The 16,063-nt window shown below is 66.3% G+C and carries 19 protein-coding genes; 9 read left to right on the top strand and 10 right to left on the bottom strand.

Annotation, left to right across the window (positions count from 1 at the left end):
- Positions 1 to 26: 26 nt before the first annotated feature.
- Genes HSX14_RS09835 through HSX14_RS09825 form a run of 3 tightly spaced genes read right to left on the bottom strand, consistent with a single transcriptional unit; the run spans position 27 to position 2,285 of the window.
- On the bottom strand, positions 27 to 938 hold the full coding sequence (locus tag HSX14_RS09835; RefSeq protein ID WP_173173976.1) for a 5'-nucleotidase: 912 nt from the start codon (positions 936 to 938) through the stop codon (positions 27 to 29).
- 10 nt (positions 939 to 948) lie between these two features.
- On the bottom strand, positions 949 to 1,905 hold the full coding sequence (locus tag HSX14_RS09830; protein WP_173173974.1) for a putative 2-dehydropantoate 2-reductase: 957 nt from the start codon (positions 1,903 to 1,905) through the stop codon (positions 949 to 951).
- The gene (locus tag HSX14_RS09825; protein ID WP_111261422.1) at positions 1,905 to 2,285 is read right to left on the bottom strand and encodes a YbbN family protein; all 381 of its coding nucleotides are present in this window, start codon (positions 2,283 to 2,285) and stop codon (positions 1,905 to 1,907) included. The genes HSX14_RS09830 and HSX14_RS09825 overlap by 1 nt, the downstream gene beginning before the upstream one ends.
- A 5-nt stretch (positions 2,286 to 2,290) precedes the next feature.
- Between HSX14_RS09825 and HSX14_RS09820 the strand changes: the two genes are divergently transcribed.
- Together HSX14_RS09820 and HSX14_RS09815 are read left to right on the top strand one after the other, a co-directional pair.
- A complete protein-coding gene (locus HSX14_RS09820; RefSeq protein WP_173173972.1) occupies positions 2,291 to 2,710 on the top strand; it encodes a PilZ domain-containing protein in 420 nt (139 codons plus the stop codon).
- 161 nt (positions 2,711 to 2,871) lie between these two features.
- The gene (locus HSX14_RS09815; protein ID WP_111261420.1) at positions 2,872 to 3,948 is read left to right on the top strand and encodes a 3-deoxy-7-phosphoheptulonate synthase; all 1,077 of its coding nucleotides are present in this window, start codon (positions 2,872 to 2,874) and stop codon (positions 3,946 to 3,948) included.
- Between the two features lie 58 nt (positions 3,949 to 4,006).
- Here the strand turns inward: HSX14_RS09815 and HSX14_RS09810 are convergent, their stop codons facing one another.
- Positions 4,007 to 4,288 (bottom strand): GNAT family N-acetyltransferase, encoded by a 282-nt coding sequence (locus HSX14_RS09810; protein WP_021220347.1) that lies wholly within the window; start codon positions 4,286 to 4,288, stop codon positions 4,007 to 4,009.
- 19 nt (positions 4,289 to 4,307) lie between these two features.
- On the bottom strand, positions 4,308 to 5,579 hold the full coding sequence (locus tag HSX14_RS09805; RefSeq protein ID WP_173174054.1) for a hypothetical protein: 1,272 nt from the start codon (positions 5,577 to 5,579) through the stop codon (positions 4,308 to 4,310).
- 464 nt (positions 5,580 to 6,043) lie between these two features.
- Between HSX14_RS09805 and oprI the strand changes: the two genes are divergently transcribed.
- The gene (gene oprI, locus HSX14_RS09800; protein WP_003448337.1) at positions 6,044 to 6,295 is read left to right on the top strand and encodes an outer membrane lipoprotei OprI; all 252 of its coding nucleotides are present in this window, start codon (positions 6,044 to 6,046) and stop codon (positions 6,293 to 6,295) included.
- 139 nt (positions 6,296 to 6,434) lie between these two features.
- Here the strand turns inward: oprI and HSX14_RS09795 are convergent, their stop codons facing one another.
- The 3 genes from HSX14_RS09795 to HSX14_RS09785 form a co-directional block, all read right to left on the bottom strand.
- On the bottom strand, positions 6,435 to 7,403 hold the full coding sequence (locus tag HSX14_RS09795; RefSeq protein WP_173173970.1) for a L,D-transpeptidase family protein: 969 nt from the start codon (positions 7,401 to 7,403) through the stop codon (positions 6,435 to 6,437).
- A gap of 74 nt (positions 7,404 to 7,477) precedes the next feature.
- Positions 7,478 to 7,759, bottom strand: coding sequence for a hypothetical protein (locus HSX14_RS09790; RefSeq protein WP_173173968.1), 282 nt, complete (start codon positions 7,757 to 7,759; stop codon positions 7,478 to 7,480).
- A 68-nt stretch (positions 7,760 to 7,827) separates the two neighbouring features.
- A complete protein-coding gene (locus HSX14_RS09785) occupies positions 7,828 to 8,433 on the bottom strand; it encodes an arylesterase (protein ID WP_173173966.1) in 606 nt (201 codons plus the stop codon).
- 10 nt (positions 8,434 to 8,443) lie between these two features.
- Between HSX14_RS09785 and HSX14_RS09780 the strand changes: the two genes are divergently transcribed.
- The 3 genes from HSX14_RS09780 to greB all read left to right on the top strand — a co-directional run bounded on the left by HSX14_RS09780 (position 8,444) and on the right by greB (position 12,210).
- Positions 8,444 to 9,127: an ABC transporter ATP-binding protein gene (locus HSX14_RS09780; RefSeq protein ID WP_173173964.1), complete on the top strand. Its 684-nt coding sequence runs from the start codon at positions 8,444 to 8,446 to the stop codon at positions 9,125 to 9,127.
- Entirely contained in the window at positions 9,124 to 11,628 is a 2,505-nt protein-coding gene (locus tag HSX14_RS09775; RefSeq protein ID WP_173174052.1) for an ABC transporter permease, read from the top strand. Before HSX14_RS09780 ends, HSX14_RS09775 begins: the two co-directional genes overlap by 4 nt.
- An 84-nt stretch (positions 11,629 to 11,712) precedes the next feature.
- Positions 11,713 to 12,210, top strand: coding sequence for a transcription elongation factor GreB (gene greB, locus HSX14_RS09770; protein WP_111261413.1), 498 nt, complete (start codon positions 11,713 to 11,715; stop codon positions 12,208 to 12,210).
- A gap of 6 nt (positions 12,211 to 12,216) precedes the next feature.
- Here the strand turns inward: greB and HSX14_RS09765 are convergent, their stop codons facing one another.
- Complete coding sequence (locus HSX14_RS09765; RefSeq protein WP_111261412.1) at positions 12,217 to 12,525, bottom strand: class I SAM-dependent methyltransferase; 309 nt, start codon at positions 12,523 to 12,525, stop codon at positions 12,217 to 12,219.
- Between the two features lie 218 nt (positions 12,526 to 12,743).
- Here HSX14_RS09765 and thpR point away from each other — a divergent pair, with 218 nt between their 5' ends.
- The 3 genes from thpR (at position 12,744) to HSX14_RS09750 (ending at position 15,483) form a co-directional block, all read left to right on the top strand.
- Positions 12,744 to 13,274: an RNA 2',3'-cyclic phosphodiesterase gene (gene thpR, locus HSX14_RS09760; protein ID WP_308196928.1), complete on the top strand. Its 531-nt coding sequence runs from the start codon at positions 12,744 to 12,746 to the stop codon at positions 13,272 to 13,274.
- Between the two features lie 197 nt (positions 13,275 to 13,471).
- The gene (locus HSX14_RS09755; RefSeq protein ID WP_173173961.1) at positions 13,472 to 14,404 is read left to right on the top strand and encodes a triacylglycerol lipase; all 933 of its coding nucleotides are present in this window, start codon (positions 13,472 to 13,474) and stop codon (positions 14,402 to 14,404) included.
- Between the two features lie 47 nt (positions 14,405 to 14,451).
- On the top strand, positions 14,452 to 15,483 hold the full coding sequence (locus HSX14_RS09750) for a lipase secretion chaperone (RefSeq protein ID WP_173173959.1): 1,032 nt from the start codon (positions 14,452 to 14,454) through the stop codon (positions 15,481 to 15,483).
- 47 nt (positions 15,484 to 15,530) lie between these two features.
- Here the strand turns inward: HSX14_RS09750 and HSX14_RS09745 are convergent, their stop codons facing one another.
- Positions 15,531 to 15,965: a DoxX family protein gene (locus tag HSX14_RS09745; protein WP_173173957.1), complete on the bottom strand. Its 435-nt coding sequence runs from the start codon at positions 15,963 to 15,965 to the stop codon at positions 15,531 to 15,533.
- Positions 15,966 to 16,063: the final 98 nt, after the last annotated feature.

Raw genomic sequence — 16,063 nt, 5'->3', positions numbered from 1 at the left:
GCCTGGGTGGCGGGCCTCGTCTCAGCTTAGTCAGATATCAGCGGTTCGTTGCTCACACCGTGGGGAACGTGGCCGGTGGCGACCACTTCGCGGGCTTTCTCGCAATGTCCCGCCTGGTCGTCGAAGAACACGTCGGCGCCGAAGGCATCGAGGATGGAGGATTTCTCCAGCCCGCCGAGGAAGAAGGACTCGTCGAGGCGGATGTTCCATTCGCGCAGGGTGCGGATGACCCGTTCATGGGCAGGCGCCGAGCGGGCGGTGACCAGCGCCGTGCGGATCGGGCAGGCATCGGCGGGGAACTCCTGCTGCAGGCTGTTGAGCGCCGAAAGGAATGGCTTGAAGGGGCCGCCGTCCAGCGGGGTCAAGGCCGCCTGGCGCTCGTAGGCCTGGAAGGCCTCGAGCCCGCCCTGCTGGTAGACCCGCTCGGAGTCGTCCGAGAACAGCACCGCGTCCCCGTCGAAGGCGATGCGCAGTTCGTTGCTGGCGGCCCGGCGCGGCCCGCCGGACAGGATGGTGGCTGCGGCGAAACCACTCTGCAGCGCCGCACGGACATCGTCCACGTGGGTGGAAAGGAACAGGTGGCAACCGAAAGCCTTGAGATAGGGCCCGGGGCTGCGGCCACCGGAAAAGGCTGCGCGGGAGATGGCCAGGCCGTGCTGCTGGATGGAGTTGAAGGCACGCAGCCCGGTATCGGCACTGTTGCGCGACACCAGGATCACCTCGACGCGTGGCTGGCCCAGTGCGCTGTTGAGGCCGAGGAGCTTCTGCACCAGGGGGAACGCATCGCCCGGGTCGAGCACCTCGTCCTCGTGGTCGATCTGGTACTGGCGGTAGGCCTCGATGCCTTCGGACTCGTAGACCCTGTGGCTTTCGTTGAGGTCGAACAGCGCCCGCGAGGAAATCGCCAGCACCAGTTTGTCCGCCAGTCCTCCCGCCATGCCTGTCTCCTTATTCCTGGTTGCGCGCGTCGATGAAGCGCAGGGCCTGGTACATCGCGCGGATGCGCGGCAGGTCCCGGCCCGCCGCAGCGGCCGCTGCCAGGGGTGCAGCATAGATGGCTTCGAGTTCGAGCGGGCGGCGCTGGGCGAAGTCGTGGTACATGCTCGGCAGGTAGTCGGGCATGCGGTCGGTGGCCGCCAGCAATTTACCGGCGAAGCCCTCCGGAAGGCTGTGCCCGCAGGCCAGTGCACCTTCCACCACCTCCTGCATGATCGCCTGGATCAGCTCGCGGCTGTCGGCGTTGCGCATCAGCGCGGTGGTGCCCGCGTCGAGGAGCACCGAGAGGCCGTTGTAAGGCACGTTCCACACCAGTTTCTGCCAGCGCGCCTGCTCCAGGTCGGGCATCCCGGTGGAGTCCAGCCCCGCCGCGCGGAACAGTCCGGCGCCCTCTTCCACCAGTGCCTGGCGCGCAGCGTCATCGCCCGCCGGGCCGGAGTGGTAGCCAAGGTTCACCGCGCCCAGGGACTGGTGTTCGATCACCCCCGGCGCATCGCGATGGACGCAGATGTAGCAGAGCCCACCCAGCAGGTGCAGTGAATCCGGCAGCAGCGGGCGCAGCGCGTCCTCGACCGCCAGCCCGTTCTGCAGCAACACCACCTTGGCACCCGGCGCGGCGGCCCATGCGATCAGCGGCGCTAGATCGGCGTTGCTGGTGGTCTTGGCGCCCACCAGCAGCCAGTCGCAGGGCGGCATCTCGGCCACGTCGCGATAGGCCTGCACGGGCTTGAGGGCCAGGGCGCCGTGCACCGCACTGTTGAGTTGCAGGCCATTGGCGCGCACCGCGTCGTACTCGCTGCGCAGGAGGAAGTGCACGTCGAAGCCGGCGCGGGCCAACAAAAGGCCATAGAAGCCGCCGATGGCACCGGTGCCGATGATGCCGATGCGTGGCTGCGAGGGTTGGGTCATCAGGGAAGCTCCTCTGCCTGGCGGGCCAGGGCGTCGTCCAGGTTGCGGTTCAGGTCCTCGCCCTGCAGCGTGCTGCGCAGGGCGCCAAGAAATTGTCCGTCCCGCACCACGAAGAGTGCGGGCAGGTGGAATACCTCGTAGCGCTGCACCAGGCCACCATTATTGCCGGCGTCTATCCAGCACAATCTGTCGACGCCCAGGGGCATCTGCGACAAGTGGCGCCGCGCCCAGCGGCAACTGGCACAACCTATGCTCGTGAATACGATGAGCGAGATACCCGGCAGGGCCAGCAGTTGCTGGTCCGCATCGAAATCAGTCAGTTCGAGTTCGCGCACTATACTGCCCTTAGCGATGCCGGAAAAATGGCACCCGGAGTCCATGAAAAATGCGTCGATTCCTGCGTCACCCCAGCGACCTGCCTGTGGAGCTGGTACTGCGCAAGCACAGCTTCCTGCCGCGACAGCGGCTGCACAATATCAGTCTCGGCGGCGTTGCCTGCAACTCGATCCGAGGCTTTCGCAAGGGCACCGCGATCGAGCTGCGAATCCCCCTGCTCGGTGACGAGGCACGCTACGCCGGCATCGTCGCCTGGTGCCGCAAGCAGTCCGACGACTACCTGGTGGGCATCTGCTTCACCGATGAGGAAACGCTTTTCCGCGCCCGCATGGTCGAGCAGGTCTGCCAGATCGAGGTCTACCGCAAGCAGCGCGAGCTCGAAGCCGGCGAGGAACTGCCGATCGAGCGCATCGCACAGGAATGGATCGCCCGTCACGCCGCCGAGTTCTCCGCAGCCAGCCTGAACTGAGCATTTTCCGCCTATTTGCCCCCTTGGTGCCATTGTCGAGCCAGCGTGTAACGCGTTAAGGTTCCGCGTCCCCGACGCGCACTCAAATGCCGTGCCCCGCAGCTCCGGGATGGCTGGCGGCCCGCACCTGTGACCTGACGACTGACCTGATGACTAGCACGATGGCTGATTTACCGATCGACGACCTCAACGTTGCCTCCAACGAGACCCTGATCACGCCGGAGCAACTGAAACGCGAGATTCCGCTCACCGACGCTGCCCTGCGCACCGTGGCCAACGGCCGTGAAGTGGTACGCAACATCCTCGATGGCAAGGATCATCGCCTGTTCGTGGTGGTCGGCCCCTGCTCGATCCACGACATCAAGGCCGCCCACGAGTACGCCGATCGCCTCAAGGGCCTGGCTGCCGAAGTGTCCGATACCCTGTTCCTGGTCATGCGCGTGTACTTCGAGAAGCCGCGCACCACCGTCGGCTGGAAAGGCCTGATCAACGACCCGTACCTGGACGACTCCTTCAAGATCCAGGACGGCCTGCATATCGGTCGCCAGCTGCTGCGCGACCTGGCCGAAAAAGGCCTGCCCACCGCCACCGAGGCGCTTGACCCGATCTCCCCGCAGTACCTGCAGGACCTGATCAGCTGGTCCGCCATCGGCGCCCGCACCACCGAATCCCAGACCCACCGCGAGATGGCCTCCGGCCTGTCCTCGGCAGTCGGTTTCAAGAACGGCACCGACGGCAGCCTGACCGTGGCGATCAATGCGCTGCAGTCCGTCTCCAGCCCGCACCGTTTCCTCGGCATCAACCAGGAAGGCGGCGTCTCCATCGTCACCACCAAGGGCAACGCCTATGGCCATGTCGTGCTGCGCGGCGGCAACGGCAAGCCCAACTACGATTCGGTGAGCGTTGCCATTTGTGAGCAGGAACTGACCAAGGCCGGCATCAAGCCGAACATCATGGTCGACTGCAGCCACGCCAACTCCAACAAGGACCCGGCCCTGCAGCCGCTGGTGATGGACAACGTCGCCAACCAGATCCTCGAAGGCAATGGCTCCATCGTCGGCCTGATGGTCGAGAGCCACCTCGGCTGGGGCAGCCAGTCCATTCCCAAGGACCTGGACCAGCTCAAGTACGGCGTCTCCATCACCGACGCCTGCATCGACTGGGAAACCACCGAGAAGACCCTGCGCAGCATGCACGCCAAGCTCAAGGACGTACTGCCCAAGCGCCAGCGCGGCTGATAGACCGCACAACGAAAAACGCCGGGCATCTGCCCGGCGTTTTCGTTTCAGCTCCAGCTCAACCCTTGGGGGCGTGGCGCTGGCGGCGCTCGATGTAGCGCTCCACGTAGGAGCAGGAGGGAATCACCGTATAGCCCTGGTCTTCGGCGAAACCCAGTGCGCGCTCGGTCAGCGCCGCGGCGATGCCCCGGCCACGCAACGCGTTCGGCACGAAGGTGCGATAGATGTCCAATGTCTGTTTGCCCAGGTCCATGTAGGCAAGGTATGCACGATGACCGTCCACGGTGGTCTCGAACTGATGACCTGCCTGGTCATGGTGGATGGACAGCGCCTCGCTCATCGCAACTCCTCAGGGGGTTTTAGAACAACACCCGTACCTTATCTATCTTTTCCAGCCGAAGAAACATTTCGGCGGAGCCGGAGCCAAATTGGACACTCAGGAAAGCCTTACCGTTCTCCACCTTATGTAATACACCCTGGTAATAGGCGCCATCGAAGGTGATGAACTGCAAGCGCTTGCCCGCGTAGTCCTGCAGGCTGGATACGTTGACGAACTCGTACTGCGGCGAGGCACCGGCATCGTCGGCTTTTTCCGCTGCCACCGAGACCTTCTCGTTCACGCCCATTTCGGCGCGCTTGTCCGGGTCGACCCAGGCGAAGGCGATCGGCTGCACCGGTTGCTGGTTGACCAGCAGCGCCGGGCGCAGCATGCCGACGACATCCTTGGGCTCGAAGAACTGCAGGCCGTCCCAACTCATGCCCTCGGTCGGTGTCAGCTCGACACGCAGCGACTGCGGGTCCTTCAGGTAGCGCGAATAAGCATCCAGCAGCGGCTGGTCGAGGGCGATCTTCTGCGAGCGCAGCACGCGGTCGAGTTGCTCCACCGCCGTCTTCAGGTAGACGTCCGTCGACTGCCCGAGTTTGCCGGCGCAGTACTCCTGCACCTTGCGCTGATACTGGTTGTCGTTGAGTTCGAAGACGACGCTCGACAGGCGCGGCGGGTTGACGCGCAAATCACCCGGCTTCTCGGACATGTTCGACAGCGCCATGCTGACGCGCGTCTCGCCCATGTCACGGGTATCGGAAGTGAGATTGAACGTGAGCTTCTGCGCGCCCGGCTCGAACAGGTAGGAGAACTCGGCGTCCGTCTCGAAGGTGCGATAGCCCATGTCGAGCAGTTCGTTGGTACCGATGTGGCTGACCTTGCCACACGCCACTTCGCTCATCGCGGTGAAGATGCTGCGTTCGGTCGGCGCATCGTAAAGCTGCTGCATGAAGGGACCGTGCACTTCCAGCATCACGCCCTTCAAGCGCATGGCCATCTGTTTCGGGAACTTGCCCTCGTCCAGGCGCTCCTTGAAGCTGAGCAGCTCGCGCAGGCCATTGAACTTCAGCTCGGCATGGGCCACCTGCACGCTGTCGCTCAGCGCGGGGACGCGGATCTTGAGGTTCTCGAGGCCGACACGGCCGTCGAAGGAGGACGTGATCCCGCCGTAGCTGATGTCCATGATCGGCGAAAGCTGCTGGATCGCATCATTCATGATCGACCTGACCGAGAGGTACAGGGAGAGTTTGATGATTAACGCCAGCGCGAGCGCTGCGAGCACCACCCACTTAAGTAGTCTTGCCATTACGCCGTCCTTGATGTCCTGGAATGCGGGAGGAAATCGGCGCAGCTTATCAGTGCGCCTGAAGGGCATCCACGGCATTTCCTACAATATGAAGAACCAGTTCACTGTAACGATTGGGAAGTTGTGGGCTTTACATCCCGCAAGCGGGCGAAGATGCAAAAGCGACCTCCTCCAACCACTTACCGACTACTTCCGCTTGACCAACCGGGCCGGGGTCGCCAGGGCACTTTCCCCACCGGCGGCTAAACTTTGAACTTCGCCTGCTCAAGGACTATCCAACTGGATGCTTTTTGCACAGATGCACCGGGACTTGCACGAGGGAATAGAGGATCAGGTGAAAAAAAACCCGCCTCCTTGCACCGCGTCAGTTTACTTACTACAAGTTATGGGTAGTATGTACGCCGGCTAATTTCCCAAGCTCGGGGAATTGCTTTTATGGAAATGTCCACCTTAAGGGGAACACGATGAACAACGTTCTGAAATTCTCTGCTCTGGCTCTGGCAGCAGTTCTGGCCACCGGTTGCAGCAGCGTCTCCAAAGAAACCGAAGCCCGTCTGACTGCAACTGAAGATGCAGCCGCTCGCGCTCAAGCCCGTGCCGATGAAGCCTACCGCAAGGCTGACGAAGCTCTGGCCGCCGCTCAGAAAGCCCAGCAAACCGCTGACGAGGCTAACGAGCGCGCTCTGCGTATGCTGGAAAAAGCCAGCCGCAAGTAATAGCCCACAAGGCTTTTACTCGAAACCGACCCAGTTCACTGGGTCGGTTTTTTTATGCCCGCGACTCCGCCCCGGCACATTTCCATGGGCATGAAAAAGCCCGCCATCCGAGGGAAGGCGGGCTCTTGGCGATACGCGATCAGAAGCTCGGGGCAGGTGCAGGCTCGCTGTTGGCAACAGCAGCGGAAGGCTCGGCGATCTCTACCGGCAGGCCATCCTCGGCCGCCACGACTTCACGCACCACTTCCCAGTCCAGGCGGATGCTGTTGACCAGGTCCTCACGCTTGAGGAGCGCGTTGATCACCGCGGTGTGCTTGTCCACCACCGACGGATCACCATGGTCGTTCAGCGGGGTGTGCGCCTCGATGTAGACCTTGCCGCCGCTCACGCCGAACTTGTAGGGCTCGTTGATGATCCGCACCGGGGTACCGACCGGCGCCATCTTCGCCAGCTCCAGCACGTTGTTGTTGAGCATGCGGAAGCAGCCATGGCTGACACGCATGCCGATACCGAACTTCTTGTTGGAACCGTGGATCAGGTAACCGGGCAGGCCCAGGGTGAACTTGAACGGCCCCAGCGGGTTATCCGGGCCCGGCGGCACCACGGTGGGCAACGGGTCGCCATCGGCGGCATGCTCTTCGCGGATGGACTTGGGCGGATACCAGGCCGGGTTGGGTGTCTTGGCGGTGATCTTGGTGGTGTTGATCGGAGAGCCCCAGCCCTCGCGACCGATGCCCAGCGGGAAGGTATGCACCACGTTCTGCCCTTTCGGGAAGTAGTACATGCGGTATTCGGCCAGGTTGATCACGATGCCCTCGCGCGGGCCCGGCGGCAGGATGAAACGGGTCGGCAGCAGGATCTCGGTGCCAGTGCCCGGCAGCCAGGGATCGACGCCCGGGTTGGCGGCGACCATCTCCAGGTAGCCCAGGTCATTGGCCACGCCGATGTCGGCGAAGGTGTCTTCGTACTTGGCCTTGATCACCTGGACCTGGCCGACGATATCCTCGCCAGGGGGCGGTAGGGGCAGCTCCAGTGCTGCAGCGTGACCGGCCAGCGCGAACGCGGCCAGAGACAGGGAACGGGCGACGGCGGGAACGCGCGACAACATCCGGTAATCCTTGGCAAAAGTGGCTGATTAAAAGACTCGGGATTGTACACCGGCACGCAACGCGCCGGGAGGGCTCAGCCGTCGGACCATTCGGGCCGCTGGCCGTCGCGCTGGGCGTTCAACTCGGCACGGCAGGCCGGGCACAACCTCCGGTCCTGCAGTTGCGGCCTTTCCAGCTCGCACCAGCGCGGCTTCGCCGGCAGCAGGCCGCCGCAGAGAGTCCTGTCCGCATGACCACCCAGTTCGAGCTGGCGCGCGACCAGGTGCAGGCGCACCTCGCGACAGGCGAACAGGTCGAGCTGCTCATCGGGCTCGATCAGCTTGTAGGCATGCAGGGACCAGGCGGGGCGCGGCATGAAGGACTCCAGGACGGGTGCGCAACATTAGCCGAAAGGCCTGGCCTGGAAAAGCCTCCCGACAGGGCTCAGAGCAGCGGCTTCAGGCTCGGCCAGACGTTATCCAGCAACTTGCCCTGGGCACCCGCCGCCGGATGGATGCCATCGGCCTGCATCATCCCCTCGACGCCCCCCACCCCCTCGAGGAAGAACGGCACCAGCGGCACCTGCCGGGAGGCCGCCAGGTCCTGGTAGACCCGGGCGAAGGCGTCGGTATAGCGCTTGCCATAATTGGGCGGCAGGCGCATGCCCAGCAGCAGCACCTTGGCTCCTGCCTGCTGCGACCGCTCCACCATACCGGCAAGATTCTGTTGCAATTGTGCGGGGGGCTGGCCACGCAGGCCATCGTTGCCACCGAGCTCGATTATCACCAGCTCCGGCTTGTGTTCGCCGAGCAGCGCGGGCAGCCGGGAAGCACCGCCGGCACTGGTGTCGCCACTGATGGACGCGTTCACCACGCGATGCTCGAAACCCTCCTCATCCAGGCGTTTCTGCAGCAGGGAGACCCAGCCCTGGCTGGTTTCCAGCCCCAAAGCGGCGCTGATACTATCCCCGACGACCAGCACGGTCCCCGCCGCCGCCTCCTGGGCCATCACCATCAACGCCAGGCAGCTGCCCAACAACCAAGCACGCATCGGATTCTCCATGAGCGCAAGCATTCTCAATGCGCGGAACCTTAGCAAAGTGGTTCCCAGCGCGGAAGGCGAGTTGACCATCCTCCACGACCTGGACCTGGACCTGGCCCAAGGCGACAGCCTGGCCATTGTCGGCAGCTCCGGTTCGGGCAAATCCACCCTCCTCGGCCTGCTCGCCGGGCTCGACCTGCCCAGCTCCGGCGACATCAGCCTGGCCGGCCACGCCCTCGCCCGCCTCGACGAGGACCAGCGCGCCCGCGTGCGTGCCGAGCATGTCGGTTTCGTCTTCCAGTCATTCCAGTTGCTCGACAGCCTCAATGCCCTGGAGAACGTCATGCTGCCGCTGGAGCTCGAAGGCCGCGCGGATGCCCGCGAACGCGCCCGCCACCTGCTCGATCGCGTCGGCCTCGGCCAGCGCCTCGGCCACTACCCGCGCCAGCTCTCCGGGGGCGAGCAGCAGCGCGTCGCCATCGCCCGCGCCTTCGCCGCCGAACCCGACGTCCTGTTCGCCGACGAACCCACCGGCAACCTCGACAGCCACACCGGCGAGCGCATAAGCGACCTGCTGTTCCAGCTCAACCAGGAACGCGGCACCACCCTGGTCCTGGTCACCCACGACGAGCGCCTCGCCCATCGCTGCCGCCGACTGATCCGCCTCGAGTCCGGGCGCCTGGTCGACCAGGTGGAACCCTGATGCGCCTGCCGCTCACGCGCCTGCTGGGCATGGCGGCCCGGCAACTGCTCCGGGATGCCCGCGCCGGTGAGCTGCGCGTGCTGTTCTTCGCCCTGGTGGTCGCCGTGGCCGCCAGCAGCGCCATCGGCTATTTCGGTGCCCGCCTGAACGGTGCCATGCTCCTGCGGGCCACCGAATTCCTCGGCGCCGACCTGCTGCTCGGCGGCTCCTCCCCCGCGTTGCCGGAACAGATCGAACCCGGTGAGCGCCTGGGCCTGCGTCATGCCCGTGCCGTCGAATTCTCCAGCGTGATCGCCGGTGACGCCGGCATCCAGCTCGCCAGCGTCAAGGCGGTGGACGAGCCCTACCCGCTGCGCGGCGAGTTGAGGAGCGCACCGGCCCCCTATGCGCCCGAAGAGCCCGGTGCCGGCCCTGCACCTGGCGAAGCCTGGGCCGAGGCGCGCCTGTTCACCGCCCTGGACATCCGTCCTGGCGACACGGTCGACGTCGGCCAGAAGACCCTGCGCCTGACCCGCGTGCTCACCTACGAGCCCGATCGTGCCGGGGACTTCTACAGCCTCACCCCGCGCCTCCTGATGAACCTCGCCGACCTCGACGCCACCGGCGTGGTACAGCCCGGCAGCCGGGTGCGCTACCGGGAACTGTGGAGCGGCCCGGCGGAAGCACTGAAGAGCTACCGCGACACCCTGGAACCCACCCTGGCTGCCAACCAGCGCATCGAGGACGCCCGCGACGGCAACCGCCAGGTCGGCGGCGCCCTCAGCCGCGCCGAGCGCTACCTCAACCTCGCCAGCCTCGCCGCCGTGCTGCTGGCCGGTGTCGCCGTAGCCCTGTCGGCGGCCCGCTTCGCCGCACGCCGCTTCGACGCCAGCGCCCTGCTGCGCTGCCTGGGCCTGTCGCGTCGCGAAGCGCTGCTGCTCTATACCCTGCAGCTGGGCCTGCTCGGCATCGCCGCCGCCTTCCTCGGCGCACTGATCGGCTGGCTCGCCCAGCTCGGCCTGTTCCACCTGCTACGCGAACTGCTGCCGGCGGAAGTGCCGTCCGGCGGCGTACTGCCCGCACTCGCCGGCATCGCCACCGGCCTCGTCGCCCTCGCCGGCTTCGCCCTGCCGCCGCTGGCCGCCCTTGGCCGCGTGCCGCCGCTGCGAGTGCTGCGTCGCGACCTCCTGCCCGTGCCACCCAGCTCCTGGCTGGTGTACGGCGCCGCCCTGCTCGCCCTCGGGCTGATCATGTGGCGCCTGAGCCTGGACCTGAAGCTCACCCTCGCCCTGCTCGGCGGCGGCCTGCTCGCCACCCTGATACTTGGCGGCCTGATGCTCCTGGGCCTCAATGGCCTGCGTCGCCTGCTGGCCCGTGCCGCCCTGCCCTGGCGTCTCGGCCTCGGGCAGCTGCTGCGCCACCCATTGGCCGCCGCCGGGCAATCGCTGGCCTTCGGCCTGATCCTCCTGGCAATGGCGCTGATCGCGCTGCTGCGTGGCGAACTGCTCGACACCTGGCAGGACCAGCTGCCCGCCGACGCGCCGAACTACTTCGTGCTCAACGTCCTGCCCGGCGAGAAAGACGCCTTCGCCGAACGCCTCGCCCAGCTCTCGCCCCACCCTGCCCCCCTGTTCCCCGTGGTGCCCGGCCGCCTCACCGCCATCAACGGCGAGCCGGCGAAGGAACATGCGAGCAAGGAATCCCAGGGCGAACGTGCCCTGCAGCGCGACCTCAGCCTCACCTGGGCCGCCGACCTGCCCAGTGGCAATCGCCTGGTGGCCGGGCAATGGTGGGACCAGGCGCCGGCCGGCGACCTGCCCGGCGTCTCGGTGGAGGCCAAGCTCGCCGGCAACCTCGGCCTGCAGCTGGGCGATCGCCTGAGCTTCAGCGTCGGCGGCATCAGCCGTGACGTGCGCATCACCAGCCTGCGCGAAGTCGACTGGGACAACTTCCAGCCGAACTTCTTCATGATCTTCGCCCCCGGCTCCCTCGCCGACCTGCCCGCCACCTACCTCACCAGCTTCTACCTGCCGCCGCAGCATGACCGTGAGCTGGTGGAGCTGGCCCGCGCCTTCCCGGCGGTGACCCTGCTGGAAGTGGAAGCCATCCTCGCGCAGCTGCGCAGCATCCTCGCCCAGGTCACGGTGGCGGTGGAATTCGTCCTGCTGTTCGTGCTCGCCGCCGGTCTCGCCGTGCTCTTCGCCGGCCTGCAATCGACCCTCGACGAGCGCATCCGCCAGGGCGCGCTGCTGCGGGCCCTGGGCGCCGAGCGCAGCCTGCTGCAGCGGGCTCGCCGCGCCGAGTTCGCCCTGCTCGGCGCCGCTGCCGGCCTGCTCGCCGCCCTGGGCTGCGAGCTGGTCAGCGCCCTGCTCTACACCCTGGCCTTCGACCTGCAATGGCACCCGCATCCCTGGTTGCTGCTGTTGCCGCCCCTGGGAGCGCTGCTCGTGGGTGGCGCTGGAGTGATCGGCACCCGCCGCGCGCTCAACGCCAGCCCGCTGCAGGTGCTGCGCGAAGCCTGATCGCCCGGCCCGCCTGTACAAGGCGGGCCGGCCTCTTGCTAGACTCCGGCCCCTTCCGTCGCGCACAGAGCCGCTGCCCCGAACATGAGTCGCTATCGCCCCCCACGTACCGCCGGCACCCCGCTGATCACCCCCGAAGGCGAGGCCCGCCTGCGCGCCGAACTGCACGAGTTGTGGCACGTGAAGCGACCCAAGGTCACCCAGTCGGTGAGCGAGGCCGCCGCCCAGGGCGATCGCTCCGAGAACGCCGAATACACCTATGGCAAGAAGATGCTGCGGGAGATCGACAGCCGCGTGCGCTTCCTCACAAAGCGCCTGGAAAGCCTCAAGGTGGTGAGCGAACGCCCGTCCGACCCGAACAAGGTCTACTTCGGCGCCTGGGTGACCCTCGAGGACGACGACGGCGAGCAATCGCGCTACCGCATCGTCGGCCCCGACGAGCTCGACCTGAAGCAGAACCACATCAGCATCGACTCGCCGCTGGCCCGCGCCCTGGTGGGCAAGGCGCTGGACGCCGAAGTGCTGGTGCACACGCCGACCGGCGAGAAGAGCTGGTACGTGGTGGAGATCGAATACCCCTGATGCGCCTCAGCGCAGGGTGATCAGGCCCTGGCGCGAGACCCGCACCAGTTCGCGGACCATCAGCGCAACGTCTTCCCGGGCGGGCGCCTGCACCACGGCCATGTCGAAGCTGTCGGCGGCATAGCGCTGCAAGGACCCGGCATCGACGGCGAACTGGATGAGCAGGTTGCGCGGGCCGGCCCAGCGCTTCGGCCAGCCGTCGAGATAACGCAGCATGGTCGGCTGGTGGGGGCCGCTGAGAAGAACCCTGGGGTTGCGCAATACCGGGCCCGAAGTGATGGGCGCCAGGCGAATGAGCGGTTGGGGACAGGTCATGGTGTCATGTCTCCGCCTCGTTGATCCCGCTGGGCAGCGGTGAGAGGCGACACCGAACCAGCGCTTTAGCGGTATTTCGAGATGGACTCCACCTCCGCGCCCCGCAAGTAGCTGTCTTAAATCGGCGCATGGGGCGGCATCCTAGAGAAGCGCCCGCAATACTGTCAATACGACCAAGACGTCGTCCTGGAGCCTCCGCGACCATGTCCACACCTCCCTTGCGCCTGTTCTTCGCCCTGCCTTGCAGCGAGCCGCTGGCAACGAGCATAGCCCTGTGGCGCGAAGCCGCCTCCTGCGGCGGCAAAGCCGTGGCGAGGCACAACCTGCACCTGACCCTCGCCTTCCTCGGCGAGCAGCCACGGGGCTGCGTCGGCGAACTCGAAAACCTGGCCGCGAGCCTCGTCGGCGAAGCCTTCGAACTGCGCCTCGACCAGCTCCGTTGCTGGCAGAACGGCCTGTTGCACCTCGCCCCCGCACATCCGCCGCAGGCCCTGATGAGCCTCGCCGCCAGCCTCCAGGACAGATTGCGGGGCGCAGGCTTCGCGCTGGAGCGAAGGCCCTTCCACCCACACCTGACGCTCGCGCGCCACTGCACCCACCTGCCGGCCACAACCGCCCCAACCTTCGATTGGCCTGTGAACCAGTTCACCCTCTTCGCCTCGGAAAACACCGCGTCCGGCGCGCACTACCGCGCCCTCGCGCACTGGCCACTGCTGCCTCGGGACTCAAACGAGCGTTTCACTCAGTAACAGGGAAACGCCCGCGAACATTCGGTGAACGGCTGTAAACAACGGTGAAACCTGCGACGCAGACGCCATTTCGTGCGAATCGCGGTGCTGGCATGGTTCCTGCCCCAGCCCATCCGCTGATGTACGCGCCCAGGATGGGCGCGGCGGCTTCGCAGGGAGGCACCCACTGCCTGTTCCACCATCACCGAGAGCAACCAATGAACAACAACAAGATCCTGCTCGCCCTCGCCCTTGGAGTCGGTCTCGCCGCCTCCGGCGAAGCCCTTGCCGCCACCGGCTACACGCAGACCAAGTACCCCGTGGTCCTCGCCCACGGCATGCTCGGCTTCGACAGCATCCTCGGCGTCGACTACTGGTACGGCATCCCCTCGGCCCTGCGCCGTGACGGCGCCTCGGTCTACGTGACCGAAGTCAGCCAGTTGAACACCTCCGAAGCCCGTGGCGAGGAGCTGCTGGAACAGGTCGAGGAAATCGTCGCCATCAGCGGCAAACCCAAGGTCAACCTGATCGGCCACAGCCACGGCGGCCCGACCATCCGCTATGTCGCCGGCGTGCGTCCGGACCTGGTCGCCTCCGCCACCAGCGTCGGCGGCCCGCACAAGGGTTCGGCCACCGCCGACTTCCTGCGGCAGATCCCGCCCGGCTCGGCAGGCGAGACGATCGTCGCCGGCATCGTCAACGGCCTCGGCTCGCTGATCAACTTCCTCTCCGGCAGCAGGAGCACCCTGCCGCAGAACGGCCTCGGCTCGCTGGAATCGCTCAACAGCCAGGGCGCGGCCCGGTTCAACGCCAAGTTCCCACAGGGCATCCCCACCAGCGCCTGCGGCGAGGGTGCCTACCAGGTCAACGGCGTGCGCTACTACTCCTGGAGCGGCACCAGCCCGCTGACCAATGTGCTCGACGTCAGCGATGCACTGCTCGGCGCCACCTCCCTCACATTCAAGGGCGAGGCAACCGACGGCCTGGTCGGCCGCTGCAGCTCCCACCTGGGCAAAGTGGTGCGTGACAACTACCGGATGAACCACCTCGACGAGGTCAACCAGACCTTCGGCCTCACCAGCCTGTTCGAGACCGACCCGGTGACCGTCTACCGCCAGCATGCCAACCGCCTGAAGAACGACGGCCTGTAAGCCGCCCGGCGGGGCCTGCGGGCCCCGCCCCCTGACAAGAGGCCACCGTGAAGAGATTCCTGCTGTCCCTGCCCCTGGTCTTCGCCGGCTGCCTGGCCGCGATCCTCTACCTGCAATCCGCCACCGACAGCCCGGCGCCGCCCGCTCCGGACAGCCCCCGACAGCCGCTCGTTAATGCCTCCGCCGCCGACGACCCGACACCAGGCCCCGGCGTCGCGCCCACCCTGCCGGCGCAACTACCCGCCCTGCCCGCCTCCTTTGCCGGCACCCAGGTCGACGGCCGCTTCCAGCTGGACGCAGCGGGCAACCTGCTGATCACCGAGGACATCCGCCGAATCTTCGATTACTTCCTCAGCGCCATCGGCGAGGAGCCCATCGGCATTTCCATCCAGCGCCTGCGCGGCTACATCACCGCCCAGCTGCAGGAGCCGGCCGAAGGCCAGGCCCTGGCGCTGCTGGAGCAGTACCTGGACTACAAGCGGCAGCTGGTGCAGCTGGAAAAGGACCTGCCACAGATGGCCGACCTGGACGCCATGCGCCAGCGCGAAGCCGCGGTGAGCGCCCTGCGCGCCCGCCTGTTCAGCGCCGAGGTGCACCAGGTGTTCTTCGCCGGCGAGGAAACCTACAACCGCTTCACCCTGGAGCGCCTGGCCATCGCCCATGACGCCTCCCTCGACGATGCCGCCAAGGCTGCCGCCGTCGACCGCCTGCGCCAGGGCCTGCCCGAGGCCCTGCAGGACAGCGTGCTGCCGCAGCTGCAGGCCGAACTCCGCACCCAGACCGCTCAATTGCAGGCTCAAGGCGCCACGCCCGCCGAGATCCGCCGCCTGCGCCAGCAGTTGGTAGGTGCCGAAGCCACCGAGCGCCTGGAGGCCCTGGACCAGCGTCGCCAGGGCTGGAAGCAGCGGATCGGCGCCTTCCAGGCCGAGAAGGCGCGCATCGAGTCCAACCCCGGGCTCAGCGATGGCGATCGCCGTGCCGCGATCCAGCGCCTGGCCGAAGAGCAGTTCGACGAGCACGAGCGCCAACGCCTGGACGCCGCCCTGGAACTGGCCGCGGCGCGCGCGCAGCAGCCCTGAAATGCAGAAGGCCCGCACATGGCGGGCCTTCTTCGGGTTCGCAGTGGTTACTGGCTGAACCTGCGGTCCAGCGAGAAGCGGCCCGCGCCTTCGATCAGCAAGGTGCCGGAGATCAGGGCGAGGATCAGCGCGTACTCGTAACCACCGTTGGTGATGAAGAACCCGCTGGCCCAGTGCACGCTGAAGATGGCGACCACCATGGCGACGATCAGCGACGCGGCGGCGGGACGTACCAGCAGGCCGATCACCAGGGCCAGGCCACCGAAGAACTCGGCGCTGCCCGCCATCAGGGCCAGCAGGTAGCCGGGCGCCAGGCCGATGCTTTCCATCCACTGTCCGGTGCCTTCCAGGCCGTAGCCGCCGAAGAGACCGAAGAGTTTCTGCGAGCCGTGGGCGGCGAAGGTCAGGCCGGTCACCACGCGCAGCAGGGTGATGCCGATGCCGGCGTTGGTGGAGAGAAGGCGTTTGATCGGGTTGCTCATGTCGCGTTTCCTTTCGAGTGAGGAGGTGTTGGTTCAGACGAGAGCAATCTTAGTTGATTTTTTCGATATGAAAACCGCAAAAAACGCAGTATTGAAAT

It is taken from the genome of Pseudomonas tohonis (assembly GCF_012767755.2).
GTDB lineage: Bacteria > Pseudomonadota > Gammaproteobacteria > Pseudomonadales > Pseudomonadaceae > Metapseudomonas > Metapseudomonas tohonis.
This window is presented reverse-complemented; position numbering and strand designations above follow the sequence as displayed.